Origin of the sequence: Mycobacterium sp. DL, assembly GCF_039729195.1 — a bacterium.
In the GTDB taxonomy this organism is placed as follows: domain Bacteria; phylum Actinomycetota; class Actinomycetes; order Mycobacteriales; family Mycobacteriaceae; genus Mycobacterium; species Mycobacterium hippocampi_A.
This window is the reverse complement of record NZ_CP155796.1, coordinates 2,815,109-2,838,858: the sequence shown is the minus strand read 5'-3', so window position 1 is coordinate 2,838,858 and position 23,750 is coordinate 2,815,109. Positions and strand designations below refer to the sequence as shown.

Sequence of the window (23,750 nt, the reverse complement as noted above, 5' to 3'; positions counted from 1 at the left end):
CGCTCATCGCACCACGATCCCTTCGGCCGCCATCGCCGCCTTCACCTGGCCGATGGTCAGCTCCCGGAAGTGGAAGACGCTGGCCGCCAGGACGGCGTCAGCCCCTGCAACAACGGCCGGCGCAAAATCTTCCACCGCACCGGCGCCACCGCTGGCGATCACCGGCACCGTCACCGCGCCGCGCACGGCGCGAAGCATTCTCAGGTCGAAACCCGCCTTGGTGCCGTCGTAGTCCATCGAGTTGAGCAGTATCTCGCCGACGCCCAGTTCGGCTCCGCGGGCCGCCCACTCGACGGCATCGATGCCCGTGCCGCGGCGGCCGCCGTGGGTGGTCACCTCCCACCCCGAGGTGGTGGGCTCGGCGCCGTCCGGAACCGTGCGCGCGTCCACCGACAGCACGATGCACTGCGAGCCGAACTGCCGCGACAACTCCGAGAGCAACTCCGGGCGCGCGATCGCCGCGGTGTTGACCGCGACCTTGTCGGCACCGGCGCGCAACAGGACGTCGACATCGGCCACCGAGCGCACCCCACCACCGACGGTGAGGGGGATGAACACCTGCTCGGCGGTTCGCCGCACCACCTCGAGCATGGTGGCACGGCCCGACGAGGATGCGGTCACATCGAGGAAGGTCAGCTCGTCGGCACCCTCCGCGTCGTAGGCGGCAGCAAGCTCGACGGGATCACCTGCGTCACGCAGGTTCTCGAAGTTGACACCCTTGACCACCCGGCCGGCGTCGACGTCCAGGCACGGGATCACCCGGGTCGCGACGTCACCCGCCCGCTTCACAGGAAGTCCTTCGGGTCGCCGACGGATCGGACGATGTCGAGCATCTGCTCGTGCACGCCCGGCGCGGCCACCAGCGCGGAGGGTGAGGAGACCGTCCACGGCTCTCCCGCGAGGTCGGTGACCACCCCTCCGGCCGCGCGCACCAACGCCACACCTGCGACGTGGTCCCAGGCGTGATGGCCGAAACTGATGGCGCCGCCGAGCACTCCGGCGGCGACGTAGGCGAGGTCGATTCCCGTCGCGCCGTGCATCCGCAGCCGCGAACACTGCCGGCTCAGACCCTCGAGGACCGCGACCCGATACCGGCCCGGGTAGTGGCCACGGGATTCGATGTTGAAAGTGCCGATGCCGACGATGGAGTCCGAGAGCGCTGCGGTCTGCAGCGAGTCGAGCTCGTCACCGTTGCAGCGCACCGGCCCGTCGATGATCGCGGTGTAGCGCTGCGCCGTGAACGGCAACCACGTCAGCCCCAGCACCGGCTCACCGTCGGCCAGAAGACCCAGCAGGATGGCCGCCATCGGCAGGCCCGCGGCGTAGTTGAACGTGCCGTCGATCGGGTCGAGCACCCACACCAGCTCGGAGTCCAGCGGTTCCCCGCCGAACTCCTCGCCGTGCACGCCGATGCCGGTCAGCTTCGTCAGCTCGGCCACCACCCGGCGCTCGATGGCGAGGTCCACCTCGGTGGCGAAGTCGTTGCCCTTCTTGGCGACTGCGGAATCGGCGCGGTGCCCTGCGACGAACTGAGCCGATGCGGCGTCGAGTACCCCTGCCGCGGTGGCGAGCAGGTCGGCCAGCTGGTCCGGAGCCACTGTCACGTGGTGACCGCGGCCAGTGCCTGCGGCAACGTGAATCGCCCTGCGTACAGCGCCTTCCCGACGATGGCACCCTCGACGCCGCGGTCGGTCAGGGTGGCGATCGCCCGCAGGTCGTCCAGGCTCGACACCCCGCCGGAGGCGATGACCGGCGCCTCGGTCCGCTCGGTCACCTTGCTCAGCAGATCCAGGTTCGGTCCGTTGAGGGTGCCGTCCTTGGTGACGTCGGTGACGACGAAGCGCGAACATCCCTCGCGATCAAGACGTTCCAGAACCGGCCACAGGTCTCCCCCGTCGGTCTCCCAGCCGCGGCCCCGCAACCGGTGTTCACCGTCGGTGATCTTGACGTCGAGCCCGACAGCCACCCGTTCGCCGTGCTCGGCCACGACCTTGGCGCACCACGTCGGATTCTCCAACGCCGCCGTGCCCAGGTTCACGCGGGCACAGCCGGTGGCCAGCGCCGCCGCCAGCGACTCGTCGTCTCGGATGCCTCCCGACAGTTCCACCGCGACATCGAGTTTGCCGACCACCTCGGCAAGCAGTTCGCGATTGGAGCCGCGGCCGAACGCGGCATCGAGGTCCACCAGGTGGATCCACTCGGCGCCGTCGCGCTGCCAGGTCATCGCCGCGTCCAGAGCTGAGCCGTACTCGGTCTCGCTGCCGGCCTGTCCCTGCACCAGACGCACGGCGCGGCCGTCGACCACGTCGACGGCAGGTAACAGGATCAGGCGTGCGGACGCATTCGCTCCGGTCGGATTCACAGCGGTCAACTTAACGCCCCCACCCAGTTCGACAGCAACTCAGCGCCCGCGTCGCCGCTCTTCTCCGGATGGAACTGTGTTGCGGCCAGCGGTCCGTCCTCGACCGCGGCCAGGAACGGCACTTCGTGACTGGCCCAGGTCAGCAGAGCCTCCGGCGCACCCTCCCACTGCTGGGCGGCATAGGAGTGCACGAAGTAGAAACGGGTGTCGGGATCCATCCCCTTGAACAGCACACTGTCCGCCGGGGCGTCCACGACGTTCCACCCCATGTGCGGGATCACCGGGGCGTCCAACCGGACGACCGCTCCCGGCCACTGTCCGCAGCCGGTCGTCTCGACACCGAACTCGACTCCCCGGGCGAACAGGATCTGCATGCCCACACACACCCCCAGCACCGGTCGTCCGGCGGCCAATCGGTCGGCGATGATCTTCTCGCCGCCGATCTTCCGAAGACCGGTCATGCACGCCTCGTAGGCACCGACCCCGGGTACCACCAGCCCGTCGGCGGCCATGGCGGCCGACGGATCGGCGGTCACCTCCACATCGGCGCCGACGCGCTCGAGCGCGCGCTGGGCCGAGCGCAGGTTGCCCGACCCGTAGTCGAGAACGACGAGCTTGCGTGTCACAGCGTCCCTTTGGTGGACGGCACACCCGTCACCCGTGCGTCGTATTCGACGGCTTGGCGCAGCGCGCGGGCCACCGCCTTGTACTGGGCCTCGGTGATGTGGTGCGGATCCCGCCCGTAGAGGGTGCGCACGTGCAGCGCGATCCGGGCGTTGAACGCCAAGGATTCGAACACGTGCCGGTTCACGACGGTGTGGTACGGCGCCGAAGTGCCGGCGATGGTGAACTCGACCATGTAGTCGGGCTCACCGGTGTGGACGAAGTAGGGGCGGCCGGAGACGTCGACTGCGGCGTGTGCCAGCGTCTCGTCCATCGGGATGAATGCGTCCCCGAAGCGACGGATCCCCTTCTTGTCACCGAGTGCCTGACCCAGAGCCTGACCGAGCACGATCGCGGTGTCCTCGATGGTGTGGTGACCCTCGATGTCGATGTCGCCCAGGGCCTTCACCGTCAGGTCGAAACTGGCGTGGGTGCCCAGCGAGGTGAGCATGTGATCGAAGAACGGCACGCCGGTCTGCACGCTGACCACTCCGGTGCCGTCGAGGTCGAGTTCGACGACGATGTCGGATTCCTTGGTCTTGCGTTCGACTTTCGCGCGACGGGACGTGCGGACTGGTTCGCTCACGATGCTCCTATTCGGGCGCTGGCGGCCAGCAGCGCGTCATTCTCGTCGACCAGGCCGATGGTGGTGCGCAGGTAGCCGGGGATTCCGACGTCGCGGATCAGCACCCCGTCGTCCAGGTAGCGCTGCCAGGTGGCGGGTGCGTCGGCGAATCGGCCGAACATCACGAAGTTCGCATCACTGGGTATCACCCGGAAACCCAAGGTGGTCAATGCCTCTGACACCCTGTTGCGTTCCGCGATCAGGGTCGCGACACTGCCCAGGGTCTCGTCGGCATGGCGTAGCGCGGCGCGGGCGGCGGCCTGCGTCACCGCCGACAGGTGGTAGGGCAGGCGCACCAGCAGCATGGCGTCGATGACCGCGGGCGCGGCGATGAGGTAACCCAACCGACCGCCTGCGAAGGCGAACGCCTTGCTCATGGTGCGGGTCACGACCAGCTTGGCCGGGTGCTCGTCGAGCAGGCCGATGGCACTGGGTTGGGAGGAGAACTCGCCGTACGCCTCGTCGACGATCATGATGCCGCCGTCCATCGCTTCGAGCAGCAACCGCAGGTCGTCGATCGGAACGCTCTGGCCCGACGGGTTGTTCGGGCTGGCGAGGAACACGACGTCGGGGCGGTGCTCTTTGATGGCCTGCGCGGCGACCCCGACATCGAGGCTGAAGTCCTCGGCACGGTCGGCGGCCAGCCAGGCGGTCTGCGTGCCGTCGGAGATGATCGGGTGCATCGAGTACGACGGGACGAAACCGATCGCGCTGCGCCCGGGTCCGCCGAACGCCTGTAGCAGTTGCTGCAGGATCTCATTGGAACCGTTTGCCGCCCAGACATTCTCGACGCCGACGGGGGTTCCGGTCTGGGCTGTCAGGTAGCCGGCCAGATCGGTTCGCAGCGCCACCGCGTCGCGGTCGGGATAGCGGTGCAGTTCGCCGGCGATCGCCCGCACCGACACGGCGATGTCGTCGATCAGCGCCTGCGTCGGGGGGTGCGGATTCTCATTGGTGTTGAGCCGCACCGGGACCATCAATTGTGGTGCGCCGTAGGGTGATTTGCCGCGCAGATCGTCACGCAGCGGAAGATCGTCCAACGTCACCGTGTCACCGGCGCTCACGTCTCGAACCTCCGGCGCACAGCCTCGCCGTGGCTGGGCAGGTTCTCGGCTCGGGCGAGCGTGATCACATGGCCCGACACGTCTTTGAGCGCCGCCTCGGTGTAGTCGACGACGTGGATGCCGCGGAGGAACGTCTGGACCGACAGTCCGCTGGAGTGTCGGGCACACCCCGCGGTGGGCAGAACGTGATTGGACCCCGCGCAGTAGTCACCCAGGCTGACCGGCGACCAGGGTCCGACAAAAATCGCTCCGGCGGACCGGATCCGGCCTGCGACGGCGCTCGCGTTCTCCGTCTGGATCTCGAGGTGTTCTGCGGCGTAGGCGTTCACGGTGCGCACCCCGGCCTCGACGTCGTCGACCAGCACGACCGCCGACTGCTGCCCGCTCAGGGCGACCGTGACGCGCTCGCGGTGCACGGTCGTGTCCAACTGACGTGCCAGCTCGCGGTCGGTCGCGTCGGCCAACGTCGTGCTGTCGGTGACCAGCACGCTGGCGGCCAACTCGTCGTGCTCGGCCTGACTGATCAGATCCGCGGCGACGTGGACCGGGTCGGCGGTGTGGTCGGCAAGGATCGCGATCTCGGTGGGACCGGCTTCGGCGTCGATCCCGACCTGCGAGCGGCAGATCCGCTTGGCAGCGGTGACGTAGATGTTGCCGGGCCCGGTGATCATGTCCACCGGGGCCAGCTCGGTGCCGTCGGTGTCGGTGCCCCCGTACGCCAGCAGCGCGACCGCCTGCGCTCCGCCGACAGCCCACACCTCGGTGACGCCGAGCAGCGCGGCCGCAGCCAGGATCGTCGGGTGCGGCAGACCGCCGAAGTCCGCCTGCGGCGGGCTCGCGATCACCAACGAGTCGACACCGGCGGTCTGTGCGGGCACCACGTTCATCACGACGCTCGACGGGTACACGGCGTTGCCGCCCGGAACGTACAGCCCCACCCGCTCGACCGGAACCCAACGCTCGGTCACCGTGGCGCCCGGCGCCAACGTGGTCGTGGTGTCGGTCCGGCGTTGGTCGGCGTGCACAGCCCGGGCCCGTTCGATCGCCACCTCGAGCGCGGCTCGGACGTCGGAGTCGAGTTCGGTCAGCGCGGCGGTCAACCGTTCGGCGGGCACCCGAACCTGATCGGGCCGGACACCGTCGAAGGATGCTCCGTACTCGAGAGCGGCTTCGGCACCACGCTGCGCCACCGCCTCGACGATGGGCCTGACCTTGGGCACCATCACCTCGACGTCGGTGCCGCCGCGCGGCAGGGCGCCCCGCAGCCCGGCCGCAGACAGCGTGGTGCCACGCAGATCGATGCGCCGCAGGAGCCCTGGCGATACATTCACGCTGACCATTGTCCCAGAGCAGGCCAAATCGATTTGGAGGCGTCATGTCGGAGCTACCGCGGATGTTCCCGGAGTGGCTGGACAGGATCCAGATCAAGTACCTCAACCCGGTCCTCAAACCGTTCGGGGGCCGGGTGCCGGGGCTGTCCGTCATCAAACACCGAGGTCGCACGTCTGGTCGGCCCTACGAGACAGTGGTGACCGCATACCGCAAGAACAACGAGCTCGCGATCGTGCTCGGGCACGGCAAGACCGACTGGGCCAGGAACGTCCTCGCCGCCGGCGAGGCCGACGTGACGCTGTTCCGTGACGAAGTCCACATCGTCAACCCGAGGATCGTGCCCAACGGCGACGACGTCGTCGCGCTACCGGCGATGGCACGACGCCAGGCGAAGAGAATTGCGGTGTTCGTCGCGGACATCGCCTGACAGACTGGCGCGGTGACCTGGCAGATGTGGCTGGCCTTCTTCGGCGCGGCCATCGTGATCGCCGTGGCGCCGGGAGCCGGCGCGATCCAGTCGATGGCGACGGGTCTGACACACGGCGTCAAGCGCGGCTACTGGAACATCCTCGGGCTCGAGGTGGGTCTGATGCTGCAGCTGGCACTGGTCGCCACCGGGTTGGGTGCCGCGGTGGCCAGTTCGATGCTGGCGTTCACCGTGATCAAGTGGGTCGGAGTGGCCTACCTGCTGTACCTGGCGATCCGGCAGTGGCGGGCCGTCGCCGTCGACCTGACGGCACAGGTCGACGGAGCCGTGAGTACGGGGTACAGGTCGATGGTCGTCCGGGGCTTCCTGGTCAACGCCACCAATCCGAAATCCCTGCTGTTCTTCCTAGCCGTGATGCCGCAGTTCGTCGTCCCGACCTCGCCGCTGCTGCCGCAGTACCTGGCCATCGGGACGACCATGGTCGCGGTGGATCTGGTTGTCATGGGCCTCTACACCGGTCTGGCGGTGCGCCTGCTCACCTGGCTGCGGACGCCGCGCCAGCAGACCGCGCTGAACCGGGTGTTCTCCGGTTTGTTCGCCGCCGCCGCTCTGGTTCTGGTGTTCGTGCGCCGAGGTCCCGCCGCGGCCTGACTAGCTGCACAGCCCGGCGATGGCGTTGCCGGCGGCTTCCGCCTGCTCGAGCCGGCCGGCCTGCACCGGGTCGGTGTTGGGAACCCCCGCTGTCGCCGCTGCTCCGATGTCCATCAGGTGGTTGCCGAACGTGCGGATCTGCTCGGCGAGTTCACCAGGGGTCGCCGGATCCAGGCGGGCGAGCAGGTACTGCCCACCGTCGTAGAGAGCCACTCGCGCGTTGGCCGCGACCGCGAGGGCCCCGGCGATGTCGTCAGACCCGCCCGGCGGGTCGAGGTTGGTGTTCGTCGCAACGCCCGTGCGCACCGTCCCGAACGCCGCGCACGTCGCGTCCCGCGCGGCGCCGCGCTCCGCCTCGGTGTATTCGGGCGTCGCATCGGCCGACCGGATCAGCGCGACCACGGCCACCGCCAGCGCCAGGACCGCAACCACGAGTGTTGCGTAGAGCAGACCGTTGCGTGGTGACCGCTCGGTCACGTCAGAGATCCAATCCGAGGTCGAGCACCCGCACGGAGTGCGTGAGCGCGCCGACCGCCAGGTAGTCCACTCCCGTGCCCGCGTACTCCGCGGCACTGTGCAGCGACAGACCGCCCGACGATTCCAGCTTCGTCTCCGGGGAGCGTGCGTCGCGGCGTTGCACGGCGATCTGCGTCTGCCACACCGGAAAGTTGTCGAGCAGAACCAGTTCCACGCCCTCGCCGAGAACTTCGTCGAGTTGCTCGAGCGAATCGACCTCGACCTCGCACGGGAGATCCGGTGCCGCGGCGCGCACCTCGCGCAGGGCGGCCAGCACCGACCCTGCGGCGGCCACGTGGTTGTCCTTGATCAGTGCTGCGTCACCCAGGCCCATCCGGTGGTTGACACCGCCGCCCACCCGCACCGCGTACTTCTGCAGCGCGCGGAGTCCGGGCAGTGTCTTACGGGTGTCCCTGATCTGAGCCGAGGTGCCCGACACCGCTTCCACCCAGGCCGCCGTGGTGGTGGCGATGCCCGACAGGTGACACACCAGATTGAGCATCGTGCGCTCGGCGGTGAGCAGACCCCGGGTCGGGGCATGCACGGTCAGGGCCACTCCGCCGGCACCGAGTCGTGCGCCGTCCGGTTCGTGATGGTCGATGCGGTATCCGTCGACGCCGAGCAGCTCGTCGAGAACCATCAGCGCGAGGTCCACACCGGCGAGCACCCCCGGCTCCCTGGACACCACCGACGCGGTGGTCAGCGCGTCGACGGGCACTGTGGCCAGCGTGGTCACGTCGGGCCCGTAGCGCAGATCCTCGTCCAGTGCACGGGCGATGACCGCGCGGGCCTCGGTGAGCTCGACGTCGGTGAGTGTCATCTCGGTGAGTGCCATCAGCAACCCACCGCGCTGCGGGCCAGTCCGGCAGCGGCGCGCGGCACGCTGACCGCCTGCGCCGGATCCACATCAGGGAAGTCCGAACGATGATGGCAGCCGCGGGATTCTGTGCGTGCCGCTGCCGCCGCCGCGACGACGGTTGCGGTCGAGGTCAAGGCTGCATCCTCGAAATCGGTGCGAGATCCGATCTTTCGAAGACATGCCTGGTCCAGCAGATCGACCAGGTCCCGTAGTCCGTCGCCACTTCGCACGACCGATGCGTGCAGGCTCATGGCGCGTTGCAGGTCGGCGCGGGCCATCGCGGGGCGTACCGGGAGATCCGGAGTCACCGCCGGACGGGGGCCGGCATCCTGCGCGTGAGCCGCGGCGGAGTCACCGGCACGCCCGCCGACGACCAGTCCCTCGAGAAGGCTGTTGGAGGCCAGGCGGTTGGCGCCGTGCATCCCGGTCCGCGCCACCTCACCGGCCGCGAACAGTCCCACGAGGTCGGTGCGGCCGAAGACATCCGTCTGCACTCCGCCACAGCTGTAGTGGGCTCCGGGCACCACGGGGATCGGTTGGCGTGTCGGATCGATACCCGCCTGCCGGCAGGCCGCGGTGACTGTCGGGAACCGTCGGGCGAAGTCGGTGATCGACCGCGCATCGAGATACACGCAGGGATCACCGGTGGCGCTCATCCGCGCGTGGATCGCGCCGGCGACCACGTCGCGAGGCGCCAGGTCGCCCATCGGGTGCACCCCTTCGGTCACCGGATCCCCCAGAGCATCAACCAATTTCGCCCCCTCTCCGCGCAGAGCTTCGGTGATCAGCGGACGCCGCCCGCCACCGTGAACGTCGAACAGCATGGTCGGGTGGAACTGGACGAACTCCAGGTCGGTGACCGGCAGCCCGGCCCACATCGCCAGCGCGACACCGTCACCCGTTGAGCCCTCGGGGTTGGTGGTGGCCTGGTAGAGGTGCCCCAGGCCTCCGGTGGCGAGGATGACCGACGGCGCGTAAATGACCCCCGGGCCGTCGTCGCTGAGCACCAGCACCCCGGCGACGGCGTCGGACTCGACCAGCAGTTCCAGCGCCACATGGTTACGACGGACGTCGAGGTGGGTCGCAGCGTAGTCCAGCGCTCGCTGGACTTCGGCGCCCGTGGCGTCCCCGCCGGAGTGGATGATGCGTCGACGGGAATGCCCACCCTCGCGGGTCAGCGCCCACCGCCCCGGTGCCGCTTCGTCAAAATGTGCCCCGGCGGCGACCAATTCGGCCACGGCGCGGTAACCGTCGGCGACGATCGAGCGGACAGCGTCCGGATCGCACAGTCCCCCGCCCGCGGCCAGGGTGTCGGCGACGTGGGCCTCGATCGAGTCTCCGTCGTCATGAAAGGCGTCCGGCAGCACAACGGCGATCCCACCCTGTGCGTAGAACGTGGCGGTCTCACCGACTTTGCTCAGCAGCACCACTCTGCGTCCACGCCGGTGCGCGGCCAGCGCGGCGGCAAGTCCGGCGACGCCCGTGCCGATGACGACCACGTCGGCACGCTGCCTCCACATGCCGGCGCCGCCGCAGGATGGCGTCATTCGTCGCCGCCGGGCTGCCCGATCTCGATCATCCGCTGCACGCTGCGTCGGGCGGCCGCCGCCACATCCGGAGCCACCCGGACTTCGTCTGCGCCTTCGACCAGGCAACGCAGCAGCGCCGCCGGAGTGATCATCTTCATGTACTTGCACGAGGCGCGGTCGTTCACGGCCTGGAAGTCCACATCCGGTGCCGCACGCCGCAATTGGTGCAGCATGCCGACCTCGGTGGCCACCAGAACCTGACGCGCCCGGGTTTCGCGGGCGGCGTCGAGCATCCCGCCTGTGGACAGGATCTTGACCCGGTCAGCGGGGAAGGAACCTTCACCCGCGAGATAGAGAGCCGAAGTCGCGCAACCACATTCGGGGTGCACGAACAGTTCCGCGTCGGGGTGGGCGCGCGCCTGGTCGGCGAGTTCGTCACCGTTGATGCCCGCGTGCACATGGCACTCGCCCGCCCACACGTGAATGTTCTTGCGACCGGTGACCCTGCGGACATGCGCGCCCAGGAACTGGTCGGGGCAGAACAGCACTTCGCGGCCCTCGGGGATCGAGGCGACGACGTCGACGGCGTTGGACGACGTGCAGCAGATGTCGGTCTCCGCTTTGACCGCGGCGGTGGTGTTGACGTACGAGACGACAACGGCACCAGGGTATTCGGCTTTCCAGGCGCGCAGTTCCTCGGCGGAGATCGAGTCCGCCAGCGAGCATCCGGCACGCTGGTCCGGAATCAGCACCGTCTTCGCCGGCGACAGGATCTTCGCGGTCTCGGCCATGAAGTGCACCCCGCAGAACACGATCGTGCCCTCGGGGGCTTCGGCGGCGATACGCGAGAGTGCGAGCGAGTCGCCGACGTGGTCGGCGACATCCTGGATGGCCGGCAACTGATAGTTGTGCGCGAGCAGCGTCGCACCGCGAAGATCGACGAGGCGGCGCACCTCCGCGGCCCATTCCGCGTCGCCGTCGACTCCGGAGAATCCGCCCGGACCGTCAACGACCCGGTCGATCAGATGGTTCGTCGGCAACTGATCGATCACGGTCATCGCCGCCTCCTTCACTCCGTCGAGGTTTTCGACTTATAATCGAAAACATGGCCCATATTAGCACCGACCACGAGGTCTTGGCCGCCGTGTTCCAGGTGCGCCGCGCCGACCTGCCCAGCACCGATCGAAAAGCTGCACTTCACGTGCTGTTGTGGCAGCGTGCGCTCAGCCCCGAGCGCGGTAAGTGGTCATTGCCCGGCGGCCGGTTGGGCGTGGACGAGGACATGACGACCTCGGTCCGACGCCAACTCGCGGAGAAGGTGGACCTGCGCGAACTCGCCCATCTCGAGCAACTCGCCGTGTTCTCGGACCCGGACCGGGTTCCGCGCCGCCGCACCATCGCCTCGACATTCCTCGGCCTGGTGCCCTCCCCCGCCACGCCGGAACTGCCGTCGGACACCCGCTGGCACCCGGTCAGCGATCTGCCACCCATGGCGTTCGACCACGGCCCGATGGTCGAGCACGCGCACAACCGCCTCGTCGCCAAGCTGTCCTACACGAATATTGGATTCGCGCTGGCACCAGGTGAATTCGCGCTTTCGACGTTGCGTGACATCTACAGCGCGGCACTGGGCCACCCCGTCGATGCGACCAACCTGCAGCGCGTGCTGGAGCGTCGACAGGTGATCACCCGGACCGGCACCACCGCCCGATCGGGCCGCAGCGGCGGTCGACCGGCGGCGTTGTACCGATTCACCGAATCGCGCTATCGCGTCACCGACGAGTTTGCTGCCCTGCGCCCTCCCGGGTGAGTCGACTGGATTCTTAGTGCATCCTTAGGCAACAATGCCGAGATGGACTTGGGCAGTGTGGCGCGGTCGACCGGAGCCGAGTGGTTCGGTCAGGCTCCCCACCAGCCACTACAGCGCAGAGCGCGCCCGGTGGTTCCCGCCCACGACTCCTTCTATCAACCGCCGTCCGGGTTCGAGCACGCCCTCCCGGGAACCGTTCTGCGATCCCGTGATGTCGAGCTTGCGTTCCTGGGCTTCATCCCGCAGAAGTTCCACGCCACCCAGCTGCTCTATCGCACCACCGATCTCAACGGAGAGCCGCACGCCACCGTCACCACCGTCGTGGTCCCCACCGAGAAGGCGTCCTCTGGGCCGACACCCGTCGTCTCCTATCAGTGCGCCATCGATGCGGTGGCCGGGCGGTGCTTCCCGTCCTACGCGCTGCGGCGGGGCGCCAAGGCCCTCGGCGCGGTGGCGCAGTTCGAGTTCCTGCTGATCGTGGCGGCGCTTGCCGAAGGCTGGGCCGTGTCGGTTCCGGACCACGAAGGCCCGACCGGCATGTGGGGCGCCCCGTACGAACCCGGTTATCACGTGCTGGACGGGGTGCGCGCCGCGATCAATCACAACGCGCTGGGCCTGACGCCCGAATCGCCGATCGGGCTGTGGGGTTACTCAGGGGGCGGGCTGGCCTCGGCGTGGGCAGCGGAGGTGCAGGGCACCTACGCCCCGGAACTCAACGTCGTCGGTGCGGTGCTCGGGTCTCCGGTCGGCGACCTCGGCCACACGTTCAAACGCCTCAACGGCAGCATCTACTCGGCGCTGCCCGCCATGGTCGTCGCCGCGCTGACCCACATCTATCCCGAACTCGATCGCATCATCTCCGAACACGCCACCGACGAGGGCAAGGCGACGCTCGCCCGCATCGAGAAGATGACGACCGCTCACGCCATGCTGCGGCTCGCCGGTAAGGACATGGCCGATCTGATCGACCGGCCGCTCGAGGAGATCCTGCTGACCCCGGAGGTTCAGCACGTCTTCGACAGCATCAAGCTCGGAACCTGTGCGCCCAAGCCTCCGGTGTTGATCGTGCAGGCGGTGCACGACCGGATCATCTCCGTCGACGACATCGACGAGCTGACCGAGACCTACACCCGCGGCGGCGCGAGCGTCACCTATCACCGCGACATGCTCAGCGAGCACCTGCTGCTGCATCCGATGTCGGCGCCGATGACACTGCGCTGGCTCCGGGACCGATTCGCCGGGCGGCCGCTGCGGGCGCACATCGCGCGGACAAAATGGCCGACACTGCTCAATCCGTCGACCTACCGGGGAATGCTCACCCTCGGCGTGATCACGGTGAAGGTGATGACGGGGCGACGGGTGGAACGTCAGCCACTGTCGCAGTTCGATCAGTAGTCAGCACCGGGTACTCGACCGGCGGCCAGGCGCCGAGATCGTCGCGCGGAGTCGCCGTCGCGGCCAACAGGTAGACCAACGCCGCGACCCCGGCGGGGAACAACAGTGTCGCAGCGATCTGCAGCGGCGAGTGGCCGAAGAACACGGCGGGCGCTTCGACGACGTAGTGCACCCGGTTCTCCTCCGTCACCGGTGCCGCGGCCACGTCGATGGTCCCGTACCGAAGCCGGACGGCGAGAGCACCCACTCCGGCCGCGACCGCGGCTGCGGCCACCCCGCCGACGGCCAGTGCCGCGACCATCACCGGTCCGCGGTGAGCGCGCCACTGCCACACCAGAACTGCCGCGACCACAGCCACGACACCGAGCATGCCGATGACCAGGAACGCGGCCGCGAACCAATGGTCTGACTCGTTGCCCAGTGAGGCGGTGATCCGGTCTCCGGCCCGCGTCAACGCGACCACCCCGCGGATCGGCGGCGCCAGCCACGCCCACAGGGCTCCGACGAGCGCACCCACCAGGGTCAGTCCCGCGACGACGATCAACGCCGCGCGCCGCCGCGACACCGTCGGCTCGTTCACCGGTACAGCTCCAGGTCCTTCGAATCGACCAGACCGTGGCGCGAACATTTTGCCCACCACCCATCCGGACGGACCTGAACGATCATCCGACGACCGCATTCGGCGCAGAATCGGGGCGGCTCGAGACCGAGTTGGGCGGCCGTCGGCGACGTGCTGCCCGCCGGCCCACCGGTGTAGACGTTGTAGACACCGGCACCGACTGCCGCGGGCAGTTCGTGAACCATCACAAGCTGGCGTTCAGCGCCTTGATCGGCATCTGCAGGTCGTCGAGCAATTCCAGGTCCGCCTCGGCCGGTCGGCCGAGAGTGGTCAGGTAATTGCCGACGATGACGGCGTTGATACCGCCCAGGATCCCCTTCTTGGCACCCAGGTCACCCAGCGTGATCTCCCGGCCACCGGCGAAACGGAGCATCGTGCGCGGCAGCGCCAAGCGGAACGCCGCCACCGCCTTGAGCGCTTCGGACGCCGGCAGCACCTCCAGGTCCCCGAACGGGGTCCCCGGGCGCGGGTTGAGGAAGTTCAGCGGGACCTCATGCGGGTCGAGTTCGGCGAGGTTGGCCGCGAACTCCGCCCGCTGCTCCAGCGACTCCCCCATGCCCAGGATGCCGCCGCAGCACACCTCCATGCCCGCCTCGCGCACCATTTCCAGTGTGCCCCAACGCTCTTCCCAGGAATGAGTGGTGACAACGTTGGTGAAGTACGAGCGGGCGGTCTCGAGATTGTGGTTGTAGCGGTGCACGCCCATCGCCGCGAGCTGATCGACCTGCTGCTGATCGAGCATGCCCAGCGAGCAGGCGATCTGGATGTCGACCTCGTTGCGGATCGCCTCGATGCCTGCGGCGACCTGCGCCAGCAGGCGTTCATCCGGCCCGCGCACCGCCGCGACGATGCAGAATTCCGTCGCCCCGGTCTTGGCGGTCTGCTTGGCGGCTTCCACCAGGCTCGGGATGTCGAGCCAGGCGCTGCGCACCGGAGAGGCGAAAAGCCCTGACTGAGAACAGAAGTGGCAATCCTCCGGGCAACCGCCGGTCTTGAGGCTGATGATGCCCTCGACCTCGACGTCCGGTCCGCACCACGCCATCCGGACCTCGTGCGCCAGCGCCAACAGATCGTCGAGACGCTCGTCCGGCAGTTGCAGCACCTGCAGGGTCTGGTCCTGGTCGAGGCCCTCACCTCGTTCCAGCACCTGCTGTCGGGCCACCGCCAGGATGTCGCTCACTCGTCTGTCTCCTGTTCGTCTGCTCGTCGCGCAAGCGCTCATCGCCGCGTCTTGAACACCGTTCAGGTTAGGGTACTGGCGTGCAGCTCCACAAACGCGACGTGGTCGAGGCGGCGACAGCGCTCCTGGACAACTTCGGTATCGCCGACCTGTCGATGCGGCGACTGGCCCGCGAGCTCGCCGTCTCCCCCGGCGCGCTGTACTGGCATTTCGCCAACAAACAGGAGCTTCTCGGCGCGGTGGCCGATCGGATCCTGCAGCCGATCACCGACCAACCCGGTGACTGGCGGGCCCGCATCACCGGTGTCTGCGGGCAGTTGCGCGATGCCCTGCTGTCACACACCGACGGCGCCGAACTCGTGTCGGCCAGCTTCGCCGCAGGCCAGTCCGCGGTGATGGGCGACGTCCTGGCCCGGCTGAGCGCAGCGGCCGCCGAGGCGGGCGTGGCCGCGGCCAAGGCCGAACTGGCCGCCCGCACCGTCGTGTACTACGTTCTCGGCTTCACCGCCGACGAGCAGTCCCGGATGCAGTGGGACGCCGCGGGCGCCGACGTCGTCCAGACGGTCTGGACCGAGAACCCCAGCGCACGTTTCGCCTTCGGGCTCGAACTGCTGGTCGACGGGATCGCGGCACAGAGCCGCGCGCAGGTCTGAAGCGCGTCAACCGATCGGGTGCACGACCTTGGCGTTGCCATCCCAGTGCCGCAAACCTGTGATGCGGCCGGGGATCTCATGGCTCACCTGCGGCAGTGCCAATGCCTGGGGCAGCACGTCGGGGCTCAGCCGTCGGGCCAGCGTGACATGCGGGGTCCACGCCCCCGGTTCTGCGTGCACCAGCGGACCGTCGGGGGTCTGCGCCAGGCAGATCCGGTGCACCTCGGCGTGCAGTGCCAGCAGCTGCACCGACGGCACCACCAGGCGCACCAGGGTGATCGCGCGGCTGCCGAACAGCATCAGCGCCCCGATCCGACAGTCCAGCGGCAGCCGCGCCAGCACCGGGAGCAGCGCGGCGTCGACGGTGTCGTCCATCCGTTCGGCGACGGTGAGCGTGATGTGCGGGCGGTTGCTGGGCGACCGGTGCGCCGCCTGGCTGCGAATGCCGACGGCCATCAGGTCGGCCCAGATCTGTTGGACCGCCGATTCGGTCTCGCTGTCCAACAGCAGCTCGACGGAGTGGACCATCAGCCGACCAGGCTCTCGACCCACGACCGGTCGAAGGCTGCCGCGCTGATCGATTCGAACGCCTCGGCCGTCAGCAACCCGGCGCCGGCCGGCAGTACCGCCCGCAGCTGGGCCAGCCGGGACAGTGCCACCCGATTCTCCGACTCGGCCACACCTGGCTGGGCCGGCCACGCTCCGATGACCAGACCCGCGCTGTCGATCCTGCGGGTGGCCAGGGCCTCCAGGGTCAGGGCGGTGTGGTTGAGCGTGCCGAGCCCCGGCGCGACGACGGTCAATACGGGGGCCTCGAGATCGCCCGCAAGGTCGCGCAGCGTCAGCCCGTCCGCGCCTATCTCGACCAGTAGGCCCCCGGCGCCCTCGACGAGCGTCAGCCGACCCGGGCGGTCCACCGCGGTGACCATGTCCACCAGCGCCGCCCGGCCCGGCAGTTCGCCCCCCACCCGCTGAGCGGCGGCCAGAGGCGCCAACGGCTCGGGAAACCTTGCCAGAGAATGCAATTCGCCGACTCTCGACAACCGGGAGACCTCGGCGAGGTCATCGTCGCCGTCCCGGGTACCCGTCTGCACCGGTTTACACACCGCGACGTCGATACCGACCAGCCTCGCGTGGCACGCCAGAGCCGCGGTGGCGACGGTCTTGCCGACGCCGGTGTCGGTTCCGGTGACGACAAGAACGCTCACGCCGGCGACAGCACGTCGGAGAGCACGGTGCGGGCCAGTGCCATCTCTTCCTCGGTCAGCGACGCCCGTGCGGTCAATCGCAACCGCGATGTGCCGGCCGGGACGGTGGGTGGCCGGAAGCAGCCGACCCGAACGCCGCGCTCCAGGCAGGCCGCGGCGGCGGCCAGCGCCACCTCTGGTTCTCCGAGGATCACCGACACCACCGCCGAGGAGGGAACCTCGGCGACACCACACATCGACGCCAGCACCGCGGCGTTGTCCAGCACCCGAGGCGCCCGCCACGGCTCGTCGATGAGCACCTTCAGCGCAGCGTGCGCGGCGCCGACCGCTGCCGGAGCCAGGCCGGTGTCGAAGATGAACGGTCGGGCGGCGTCGATCAGGTGGTCACGGACCGCGCTCGGGCCCAGCACCACGCCGCCCTGGCTGCCGAGCGCCTTGGACAGCGTCGTCGTCATCACCACATCCGGGGCGCCCGCCAGGCCGACCTCGTTCAGCAGTCCCCGGCCGCCGTCGCCGCGCACGCCGAGCCCGTGGGCTTCGTCGACGATCAGCAACGCGCCATGCCGACGGCACACCTCGTGAAGCTCCCGCAGCGGGGCCAGATCACCGTCGGCCGAGAAGACCGAGTCGGTGACCACGACGGCACGCTCCTCGGAGCGGCCGCTCAGTGCCCCGTCGACCGCGGCGACGTCGCGGTGCGGAGTGACCGCCACCCGAGCCCGCGACAACCGGCACGCGTCGACCAGCGAGGCGTGGGTCAGCGCGTCCGACACCAACAGCGAACCGGGTCCGGACAGCGCCACCACCGCGCCGAGATTGGCGGTGTACCCCGATGAGAACACCAGAGCCGAGGCGGCGCCGACGAATCCGGCCAGGGCGTCCTCGAACGCCTCGTGCAGGTCGGTGTTGCCGGTGACCAGCCGGGACCCGGTGGATCCCGCACCCCAGGTGCGCAGCGCGGCCACGCCGGCATCGATGACCGCCGGATGTTGCGACAACCCCAGGTAGTCGTTGGAGGCCAGGTCCAGCTCGGCGCCGACGGGGGGTCGGCTGCGCAGGGAACGTCGGAGTCCGGCCGCGCGGCGCTGCGTCTCGACCTGATCGAGCCAGGCGAGGGGGGACAGACCGAGGCGGGTCACGCGGGCTCCTTCAAGCGGCGGGCCGACAATTGAACACCGTTCAGGTTAGAGCACGCGCGACGGCGACCATCCCGGAGGTGATCTGGTCGATCTCCGCGCGGGAGCAGATGTAGGGCGGCATGACGTAGACCAGGTTGCGGAACGGCCGGAGCCACACCCCGTGCTCGATGGCGGTCGGGGTGGCGATGCGCAGATCCACCGGGCGATCCAGCTCGAGCACGCCGATCGCGCCCAGGACCCGGACATCGGCCACGTTGCCCAGCGCGGCCGCGGGCGCCAGCCCCTCGGTCAGCCCGACCTCGATGTCGCGCACCTGTCCGCGCCAGTCACCGGTGAGCAGCAATTCCACCGATACGACGCTGACCGCACAGGCCAGCGCATTGGCCATGAACGTCGGCCCGTGCATGAGCGCGCCCGGCGGGTTGGCGCTGATGGTGTCCGCGACGTCGCGGGTGCACAACGTCGCGGCCAGGGTGAGGTAGCCGCCGGTGAGCGCCTTGCCGACACACATGATGTCGGGGCTGACAGCGGCGTGGTCGGCAGCGAACATCGCCCCGGTTCTGCCGAAGCCGGTGGCGATCTCGTCGAAGATCAACAGCACTCCGTGCTGATCGCAGGCCTCCCGCAGATCGACGAGGTAGCGCGGATCGTGGAACCGCATGCCGCCCGCTCCCTGCACAACGGGCTCGACGATCACCGCCGCAAGCTCATGGGCGTGCTCCGCGAGCTGCTCGGCGAAGGCCGCGCTGTAGGCCGGGTCGTAGTCCGACGGCGGTGGCGGGGCGAAGACCTGATCGGCCAGCAGCGAGTTCCGGCCGGTCCACAGCTCATGCATGCCGCCCTGCGGATCGCACACGCTCATCGGTGTGAACGTGTCGCCGTGGTAACCCCCGCGCCACGTCATCAACCTGCTCTTGGCGTCGCGACCGGTGCTGCGCCAGTACTGCAGCGCCATCTTGACCGCGACCTCAACCGAAACCGACCCGGAGTCGCTGAAGAACACCGTCTCCAGCCCGTCCGGTGTCACCTCCACCAGCAGCTGGGCCAGCCGAGCCGCCGGCTCGTGGGTCAACCCGCCGAACATGACATGGTTCATCGTCGCCAGCTGCCGCGTGACGGCGGCGTCGAGCATCGGGTGGCCGTGCCCGTGGACCGCGGTCCACCAGGAGGCCATCGCGTCGAGCACCTCGACCTGACGGCCCTGATAGATGAGAGTCAGCCAGGCACCATGCGCACCCACCGCGACGGTCGGGGCGAGGGAATCGGGGCCTATCGCGCTGTACGGATGCCAGATGTGGGCGGCATCGACAGCGCTGATCTCGGCAGGCGTCAACGCAGACACCTTCGGTAGATTAACCGTCGACCATGAACACCCTCGCCCCTGCCCGGCCGGTGTCCCGCACCGATATGGGCCCACCCCCGCCTGTCGCGACCCCTGTCATCGGGACGCGGACGTCGGGGTTCTACCGGCACGACCTCGACGGTCTGCGCGGTGTCGCGATCCTTCTGGTGGCGGTGTTCCACGTCTGGTTCGGGCGGGTGTCCGGCGGGGTCGACGTCTTCCTGGTGCTCTCCGGCTTCTTCTTCGGCGGACGACTGCTGCGCGGCGCGTTGACCCCGGGCGCCGCGCTGCGTCCGGTGCCCGAAGTGACCCGGCTGGTCCGCAGGTTGCTGCCGGCCCTGGTCGTGGTGCTGGCCGTGTCCGCGGTGCTGACGATCCTGATCCAGCCCGAGACCCGCTGGGAGACGTTCGCCGACCAGAGTCTGGCCAGCCTCGGGTACTACCAGAACTGGGAACTCGCACGCAGCGCTTCGGACTACCTGCGCGCGGGCGAGTCGGTCAGCCCGCTGCAGCACATCTGGTCGATGTCTGTCCAGGGCCAGTTCTACATCGCCTTCCTGGTGCTGATCCTGTTGTCGGCGTTCCTTTTCCGGCGAGTGCTGGGCAAGCGGATGCGGGTGGCGTTCGTCGTGGTGCTCGCCGCGCTGACCATCGCCTCGTTCGTCTACGCGATCATCGCGCACAACACCGACCAGGCCACCGCCTACTACAGCAGCTTCGCCCGTGCCTGGGAACTTCTGCTCGGCGCTCTTGTGGGTGCGGTGGTCCCCCACGTGCGTGCTCCGATGTGGCTGCGCACCATCGCCGCGGTGGTGGCGCTGGCGGCCATCCTGTCCTGTGGCGCGCTGATCGACGGGGTCACGGAGTTCCCCGGACCGTGGGCGCTGGTCCCGGTGGGTGCCACGTTGCTGTTCATCCTGTCGGCGGCCAACCGGCACGCCGATCCGCACACCCTGGGCCGGATCCCGGCACCGAACCGCCTGCTCGCGTCGGCACCGTTCGTGGCGCTCGGAGCCATGGCCTACTCGCTGTATCTGTGGCACTGGCCGCTGTTGATCTTCTACCTCGCCTACACCGGCCGCCAGGGCGTCGACTTCATCGAGGGCGCAACCGTGTTACTGGTGTCCGGTCTGCTGGCCTGGCTGACGACGCGATACGTCGAAGAGCCGCTGCGCGCCCGTAATTCGTCAGCAGCGGCGATCTCGGCGGTGCCTTCCGGATCGCCGGCGAGGCTGCGCACCCGGTTGCGCCGGCCGACGATCGTGCTGGGTTCGGTCGTCGCTCTTCTCGGGGTGGCCCTGACAGCGACGTCGTTCTCGTGGCGCGAGCACGTCACCGTGCTGCGGGACAACGGCAAGGAGCTCGCCGGGCTGTCCTCGCGGGATTATCCGGGCGCGCGCGCCCTGATCGACAACGTCCGGGTGCCCAAGCTGCCGATGCGGCCGACGGTGCTCGAGGCCGACGACGACATCCCACAGTCGACGATCGACGGATGTATCAGCGACTTCGACAACGCCACGGTGATCAACTGCGCCTATGGCGACGAATCGGCGACCCGCACCATCGCACTGGCCGGCGGCTCCCATGCCGAACACTGGATCACCGCGTTGGATCTGCTGGGACGACTGCACGGCTTCAAGGTCGTGACCTACCTCAAGATGGGCTGCCCGCTCACGACCGAGGAGACACCGCTGGTGATGGGTGACAACCGCAAGTATCCGAAATGCCGAGAATGGAACAAGCGGGTCATGCCCAGGATCATCGCCGACCGTCCCGACTACGTGTTCACGACCTCGACCCGCCCATGGAACATCAAGCCCGGCGATGTGATGCCCTCGAGCTACCTCGGCATCTGGCAGAAGCTGTCGGACAACGGAATTCCCATCCTCGCGATGCGGGACACCCCGTGGATGGTGCGCGACGGTGAGCCGTTCTTCCCTGCCGATTGCCTGGCCGACGGCGGAGATGCCACATCATGCGGGATCGAACGATCCGAAGTACTGTCGGATCACAACCCGACACTGGATTACGTCGCCGAATTTCCGCTGCTGCACCCGCTCGACATGAGCAATGCGGTGTGTCGACCTGATCATTGCCGAGTCGTGGAGGGAAATGTGTTGATGTATCACGATTCCCACCACATCTCGAGTACGTACATGCGCACCATGACCAATGAGCTGGGCCGGCAGATCGCCGCCATCACCGGTTGGTGGTCGGACTGATGCCACCGTCGGAACCGGGGTCCGTGCCCACCGTCTGGCCGGGCGCCTCCTACCCGCTCGGCGCCACCTACGACGGTGCCGGGACGAACTTCTCACTGTTCTCCGAAGTCGCCGACCGGGTCGAACTGTGCCTGATCGGAAAGGACGGCCGAGAGCATCGGATCGACCTCGACGAAGTCGACGGTTACGTCTGGCACTGCTACCTGCCGACGGTGACACCGGGGCAGCGCTACGGCTTCCGGGTGCACGGCCCCTGGAGTCCCTCGTCCGGTCACCGCTGCGACCCGAGCAAGCTGCTACTGGACCCGTACGGCAAGTCATTTCACGGCGAGTTCGACTTCACCCAGGCACTGTTCTCCTACGACCTGGACGCTGACGATCTGGCCAGCGGTGGCGTGCCGCCCCAGGTCGACTCCCTCGGCAGCACCATGACCAGCGTCGTGATCAACCCGTTCTTCCAGTGGGGCTCTGACCGCGCTCCCCGCACCCCGTATCACGAGACGGTGATCTACGAGGCTCATGTCAAAGGCATGACGCAGGTGCACCCCGGCATCCCCCAGGAACTGCGCGGCACCTATGCCGGCCTGGCGCACCCGGCGATCATCGATCACCTGAAGTCGTTGAACGTCACCGCAATCGAGTTGATGCCGGTCCATCAGTTCCTCCACGACCACAGGCTGTTGCAGCTGGACCTGCAAAACTACTGGGGCTACAACACCTTCGGCTTCTTCGCGCCGCACTCCCAGTACGCGGCGAACAAGCACGCCGGCGGCGCCGTAGCCGAGTTCAAGACGATGGTGCGCGCGTTCCACGAAGCAGGCATAGAGGTCATCCTCGACGTGGTGTACAACCACACCGCCGAAGGCAATCACCTCGGGCCGACGATCAACTTCCGCGGTATCGACAACGCCGCCTACTACCGACTGCTCGACGGCGACAACCGGTACTACAAGGATTTCACCGGTACCGGCAACAGCCTCAATGCCCGTCACCCCCACACGCTGCAGTTGATCATGGACTCGCTGCGGTACTGGGTGCTCGACATGCACGTCGACGGGTTCCGATTCGACCTCGCCGCGACGCTGGCCCGCGAGTTCTACGACGTGGACCGGTTGTCGGCGTTCTTCGATCTGGTTCAGCAGGACCCGGTGGTGAGCCAGGTCAAGCTCATCGCCGAACCGTGGGACATCGGCGAAGGCGGTTACCAGGTCGGGAACTTCCCAGGTTTGTGGACCGAATGGAACGGGAAGTATCGCGACACTGTGCGTGATTACTGGCGGGGCGAGCCCGCGACACTAGGCGAGTTCGCGTCCCGGCTGACCGGGTCGTCAGATCTCTACGAGGCGACGGGTCGACGCCCGAGCGCCAGCATCAACTTCGTCACCTGCCATGACGGTTTCACGCTGAATGACCTCGTGTCGTACAACGAGAAGCACAACGCAGCCAACGGCGAGGACAACCGCGACGGCGAGAGCCACAACCGGTCGTGGAACTGCGGCGTCGAGGGTCCCACCGACGACCCGCAGATCCTCGCTCTGCGCGGCAAGCAGATGCGCAACATCTTGGCCACGCTGATGCTGTCGCAGGGCACCCCGATGATCGCCCACGGCGATGAGATCGGCCGAACTCAACAGGGCAACAACAACGTCTACTGCCAGGACTCCGAACTGTCCTGGATGGACTGGTCGCTGTGCGAGACCAACGGCGACCTATTGGAGTTCACCCGCAAGGTGGTGAAGTTCCGCAAGACGCATCCGGTCTTCCGGCGGCGGCGGTTCTTCGAGGGAAAGCCGATCCGCACCGGCACCGAGGCCAGAGACATCGCCTGGCTCACCCCGGCAGGCAAGGAGATGGACCCCGAGGACTGGGAGACCGGCCTCGGCCAGTGTGTGGCGGTGTTCCTCAACGGACAGGCCATCCCGGCCCCCAACGAACGCGGCGAACGGGTTGTCGACGACTCCTTCCTGCTGTGCTTCAACTCTCACGACGAGGTCCAGGATTTTGTCGCGCCACGCAGCGACTACTACGCGAAGGAATGGACTGCCGATCTGGACACCGCGGACCCCACCGGCAGCACCGACTTCGTGGTGAGCGCCGGCGAGAAGATCTCGCTGCAGCCCCATTCGGTCCTCGTCCTACGCAAGACCGCCTGAC

The 23,750-nt window shown here is 68.2% G+C and carries 25 protein-coding genes; 7 read left to right on the top strand and 18 right to left on the bottom strand.

All coding sequences use genetic code 11. From position 1 onward, the window contains the following. Nucleotides 1-3: 3 nt before the first annotated feature. The 7 genes from hisF to hisD are packed head-to-tail and all read right to left on the bottom strand — an operon-like array spanning nucleotide 4 to nucleotide 6,054. Nucleotides 4-789 (bottom strand): imidazole glycerol phosphate synthase subunit HisF, encoded by a 786-nt coding sequence (gene hisF / locus ABDC78_RS13655; RefSeq protein ID WP_178359234.1) that lies wholly within the window; start codon nucleotides 787-789, stop codon nucleotides 4-6. Then, nucleotides 786-1,604: an inositol monophosphatase family protein gene (locus ABDC78_RS13650; protein WP_178359233.1), complete on the bottom strand. Its 819-nt coding sequence runs from the start codon at nucleotides 1,602-1,604 to the stop codon at nucleotides 786-788. Before ABDC78_RS13650 ends, hisF begins: the two co-directional genes overlap by 4 nt. Beyond that, nucleotides 1,601-2,329 carry a bifunctional 1-(5-phosphoribosyl)-5-((5-phosphoribosylamino)methylideneamino)imidazole-4-carboxamide isomerase/phosphoribosylanthranilate isomerase PriA gene (gene priA / locus ABDC78_RS13645; protein WP_347133507.1) on the bottom strand — a complete coding sequence of 243 codons (729 nt, stop codon included), beginning with the start codon at nucleotides 2,327-2,329 and terminating at the stop codon, nucleotides 1,601-1,603. Before priA ends, ABDC78_RS13650 begins: the two co-directional genes overlap by 4 nt. A 38-nt stretch (nucleotides 2,330-2,367) precedes the next feature. Beyond that, nucleotides 2,368-2,988 carry an imidazole glycerol phosphate synthase subunit HisH gene (gene hisH / locus ABDC78_RS13640; RefSeq protein ID WP_178359231.1) on the bottom strand — a complete coding sequence of 207 codons (621 nt, stop codon included), beginning with the start codon at nucleotides 2,986-2,988 and terminating at the stop codon, nucleotides 2,368-2,370. Beyond that, nucleotides 2,985-3,611, bottom strand: coding sequence for an imidazoleglycerol-phosphate dehydratase HisB (gene hisB / locus ABDC78_RS13635; RefSeq protein WP_178359230.1), 627 nt, complete (start codon nucleotides 3,609-3,611; stop codon nucleotides 2,985-2,987). Before hisB ends, hisH begins: the two co-directional genes overlap by 4 nt. Continuing rightward, entirely contained in the window at nucleotides 3,608-4,714 is a 1,107-nt protein-coding gene (locus ABDC78_RS13630; protein ID WP_178359229.1) for a histidinol-phosphate transaminase, read from the bottom strand. The genes hisB and ABDC78_RS13630 overlap by 4 nt, the downstream gene beginning before the upstream one ends. Next, nucleotides 4,711-6,054: a histidinol dehydrogenase gene (gene hisD / locus ABDC78_RS13625; protein ID WP_178359228.1), complete on the bottom strand. Its 1,344-nt coding sequence runs from the start codon at nucleotides 6,052-6,054 to the stop codon at nucleotides 4,711-4,713. Before hisD ends, ABDC78_RS13630 begins: the two co-directional genes overlap by 4 nt. A 35-nt stretch (nucleotides 6,055-6,089) precedes the next feature. Here hisD and ABDC78_RS13620 point away from each other — a divergent pair, with 35 nt between their 5' ends. Next, nucleotides 6,090-6,473 (top strand): nitroreductase family deazaflavin-dependent oxidoreductase, encoded by a 384-nt coding sequence (locus ABDC78_RS13620; protein ID WP_178359227.1) that lies wholly within the window; start codon nucleotides 6,090-6,092, stop codon nucleotides 6,471-6,473. A 12-nt stretch (nucleotides 6,474-6,485) separates the two neighbouring features. Then, entirely contained in the window at nucleotides 6,486-7,124 is a 639-nt protein-coding gene (locus ABDC78_RS13615) for a LysE family transporter (protein ID WP_178359226.1), read from the top strand. On the opposite strand, the gene ABDC78_RS13610 is transcribed toward ABDC78_RS13615, so the two are convergent. Genes ABDC78_RS13610 through nadA form a run of 4 tightly spaced genes read right to left on the bottom strand, consistent with a single transcriptional unit; the run spans nucleotide 7,125 to nucleotide 11,086 of the window. Continuing rightward, nucleotides 7,125-7,601 carry a hypothetical protein gene (locus ABDC78_RS13610; RefSeq protein WP_347133458.1) on the bottom strand — a complete coding sequence of 159 codons (477 nt, stop codon included), beginning with the start codon at nucleotides 7,599-7,601 and terminating at the stop codon, nucleotides 7,125-7,127. A 1-nt stretch (nucleotide 7,602) separates the two neighbouring features. Then, nucleotides 7,603-8,460, bottom strand: a complete 858-nt coding sequence (nadC, locus tag ABDC78_RS13605; protein WP_178359323.1) for a carboxylating nicotinate-nucleotide diphosphorylase — start codon at nucleotides 8,458-8,460, stop codon at nucleotides 7,603-7,605. A 14-nt stretch (nucleotides 8,461-8,474) separates the two neighbouring features. Continuing rightward, nucleotides 8,475-10,046, bottom strand: coding sequence for an L-aspartate oxidase (locus tag ABDC78_RS13600; RefSeq protein ID WP_178359225.1), 1,572 nt, complete (start codon nucleotides 10,044-10,046; stop codon nucleotides 8,475-8,477). Next, entirely contained in the window at nucleotides 10,043-11,086 is a 1,044-nt protein-coding gene (gene nadA / locus ABDC78_RS13595; RefSeq protein ID WP_178359224.1) for a quinolinate synthase NadA, read from the bottom strand. The genes ABDC78_RS13600 and nadA overlap by 4 nt, the downstream gene beginning before the upstream one ends. 47 nt (nucleotides 11,087-11,133) lie before the next feature. Between nadA and ABDC78_RS13590 the strand changes: the two genes are divergently transcribed. Both ABDC78_RS13590 and ABDC78_RS13585 read left to right on the top strand, forming a co-directional pair. Continuing rightward, nucleotides 11,134-11,838 carry an NUDIX domain-containing protein gene (locus ABDC78_RS13590; protein WP_178359223.1) on the top strand — a complete coding sequence of 235 codons (705 nt, stop codon included), beginning with the start codon at nucleotides 11,134-11,136 and terminating at the stop codon, nucleotides 11,836-11,838. 42 nt (nucleotides 11,839-11,880) lie between these two features. Continuing rightward, nucleotides 11,881-13,233 (top strand): lipase family protein, encoded by a 1,353-nt coding sequence (locus ABDC78_RS13585; RefSeq protein WP_178359222.1) that lies wholly within the window; start codon nucleotides 11,881-11,883, stop codon nucleotides 13,231-13,233. Here ABDC78_RS13585 and ABDC78_RS13580 read toward each other — a convergent pair. Genes ABDC78_RS13580 through bioB form a run of 3 tightly spaced genes read right to left on the bottom strand, consistent with a single transcriptional unit; the run spans nucleotide 13,169 to nucleotide 15,032 of the window. Continuing rightward, the gene (locus ABDC78_RS13580; RefSeq protein ID WP_178359221.1) at nucleotides 13,169-13,861 is read right to left on the bottom strand and encodes a DUF2567 domain-containing protein; all 693 of its coding nucleotides are present in this window, start codon (nucleotides 13,859-13,861) and stop codon (nucleotides 13,169-13,171) included. The genes ABDC78_RS13585 and ABDC78_RS13580 overlap by 65 nt on opposite strands. Continuing rightward, nucleotides 13,810-14,037: a hypothetical protein gene (locus ABDC78_RS13575; RefSeq protein ID WP_178359220.1), complete on the bottom strand. Its 228-nt coding sequence runs from the start codon at nucleotides 14,035-14,037 to the stop codon at nucleotides 13,810-13,812. The genes ABDC78_RS13580 and ABDC78_RS13575 overlap by 52 nt, the downstream gene beginning before the upstream one ends. Further along, nucleotides 14,037-15,032: a biotin synthase BioB gene (gene bioB / locus ABDC78_RS13570; protein WP_178359219.1), complete on the bottom strand. Its 996-nt coding sequence runs from the start codon at nucleotides 15,030-15,032 to the stop codon at nucleotides 14,037-14,039. The genes ABDC78_RS13575 and bioB overlap by 1 nt, the downstream gene beginning before the upstream one ends. Before the next feature lie 80 nt (nucleotides 15,033-15,112). Here bioB and ABDC78_RS13565 point away from each other — a divergent pair, with 80 nt between their 5' ends. Beyond that, nucleotides 15,113-15,685 (top strand): TetR/AcrR family transcriptional regulator C-terminal domain-containing protein, encoded by a 573-nt coding sequence (locus ABDC78_RS13565; RefSeq protein ID WP_178359218.1) that lies wholly within the window; start codon nucleotides 15,113-15,115, stop codon nucleotides 15,683-15,685. 6 nt (nucleotides 15,686-15,691) lie between these two features. Here the strand turns inward: ABDC78_RS13565 and ABDC78_RS13560 are convergent, their stop codons facing one another. From ABDC78_RS13560 to ABDC78_RS13545, 4 genes are read right to left on the bottom strand one after another with little or no spacing between them, the layout of a single operon-like run. Next, a complete protein-coding gene (locus tag ABDC78_RS13560) occupies nucleotides 15,692-16,213 on the bottom strand; it encodes a 2'-5' RNA ligase family protein (protein ID WP_178359217.1) in 522 nt (173 codons plus the stop codon). Further along, on the bottom strand, nucleotides 16,213-16,893 hold the full coding sequence (gene bioD, locus ABDC78_RS13555) for a dethiobiotin synthase (RefSeq protein WP_178359216.1): 681 nt from the start codon (nucleotides 16,891-16,893) through the stop codon (nucleotides 16,213-16,215). Before bioD ends, ABDC78_RS13560 begins: the two co-directional genes overlap by 1 nt. Then, the gene (locus ABDC78_RS13550) at nucleotides 16,890-18,032 is read right to left on the bottom strand and encodes an 8-amino-7-oxononanoate synthase (protein ID WP_178359215.1); all 1,143 of its coding nucleotides are present in this window, start codon (nucleotides 18,030-18,032) and stop codon (nucleotides 16,890-16,892) included. The genes bioD and ABDC78_RS13550 overlap by 4 nt, the downstream gene beginning before the upstream one ends. Nucleotides 18,033-18,072: 40 nt before the next feature. Further along, the gene (locus ABDC78_RS13545; protein ID WP_178359214.1) at nucleotides 18,073-19,374 is read right to left on the bottom strand and encodes an adenosylmethionine--8-amino-7-oxononanoate transaminase; all 1,302 of its coding nucleotides are present in this window, start codon (nucleotides 19,372-19,374) and stop codon (nucleotides 18,073-18,075) included. 23 nt (nucleotides 19,375-19,397) lie between these two features. Here ABDC78_RS13545 and ABDC78_RS13540 point away from each other — a divergent pair, with 23 nt between their 5' ends. Both ABDC78_RS13540 and glgX read left to right on the top strand, forming a co-directional pair. Beyond that, nucleotides 19,398-21,596, top strand: coding sequence for an acyltransferase family protein (locus ABDC78_RS13540; protein ID WP_178359213.1), 2,199 nt, complete (start codon nucleotides 19,398-19,400; stop codon nucleotides 21,594-21,596). Next, entirely contained in the window at nucleotides 21,596-23,749 is a 2,154-nt protein-coding gene (gene glgX, locus ABDC78_RS13535) for a glycogen debranching protein GlgX (RefSeq protein ID WP_178359212.1), read from the top strand. The genes ABDC78_RS13540 and glgX overlap by 1 nt, the downstream gene beginning before the upstream one ends. Nucleotide 23,750 lies beyond the last annotated feature (1 nt).

What these genes read in the sequence shown, in the direction of transcription:
- hisD (WP_178359228.1), bottom strand. Translation starts at nt 6,054, where the DNA reads ATGGTCAGCGTGAATGTATCGCCAGGGCTCCTGCGGCGCATCGATCTG.
- ABDC78_RS13620 (WP_178359227.1), top strand. Translation starts at nt 6,090, where the DNA reads ATGTCGGAGCTACCGCGGATGTTCCCGGAGTGGCTGGACAGGATCCAG.
- nadC (WP_178359323.1), bottom strand. Translation starts at nt 8,460, where the DNA reads ATGACACTCACCGACGTCGAGCTCACCGAGGCCCGCGCGGTCATCGCC.
- ABDC78_RS13600 (WP_178359225.1), bottom strand. Translation starts at nt 10,046, where the DNA reads ATGACGCCATCCTGCGGCGGCGCCGGCATGTGGAGGCAGCGTGCCGAC.
- nadA (WP_178359224.1), bottom strand. Translation starts at nt 11,086, where the DNA reads ATGACCGTGATCGATCAGTTGCCGACGAACCATCTGATCGACCGGGTC.
- ABDC78_RS13590 (WP_178359223.1), top strand. Translation starts at nt 11,134, where the DNA reads ATGGCCCATATTAGCACCGACCACGAGGTCTTGGCCGCCGTGTTCCAG.
- ABDC78_RS13585 (WP_178359222.1), top strand. Translation starts at nt 11,881, where the DNA reads ATGGACTTGGGCAGTGTGGCGCGGTCGACCGGAGCCGAGTGGTTCGGT.
- ABDC78_RS13580 (WP_178359221.1), bottom strand. Translation starts at nt 13,861, where the DNA reads ATGTTCGCGCCACGGTCTGGTCGATTCGAAGGACCTGGAGCTGTACCG.
- ABDC78_RS13575 (WP_178359220.1), bottom strand. Translation starts at nt 14,037, where the DNA reads ATGGTTCACGAACTGCCCGCGGCAGTCGGTGCCGGTGTCTACAACGTC.
- ABDC78_RS13560 (WP_178359217.1), bottom strand. Translation starts at nt 16,213, where the DNA reads ATGGTCCACTCCGTCGAGCTGCTGTTGGACAGCGAGACCGAATCGGCG.
- ABDC78_RS13540 (WP_178359213.1), top strand. Translation starts at nt 19,398, where the DNA reads ATGAACACCCTCGCCCCTGCCCGGCCGGTGTCCCGCACCGATATGGGC.
- glgX (WP_178359212.1), top strand. Translation starts at nt 21,596, where the DNA reads ATGCCACCGTCGGAACCGGGGTCCGTGCCCACCGTCTGGCCGGGCGCC.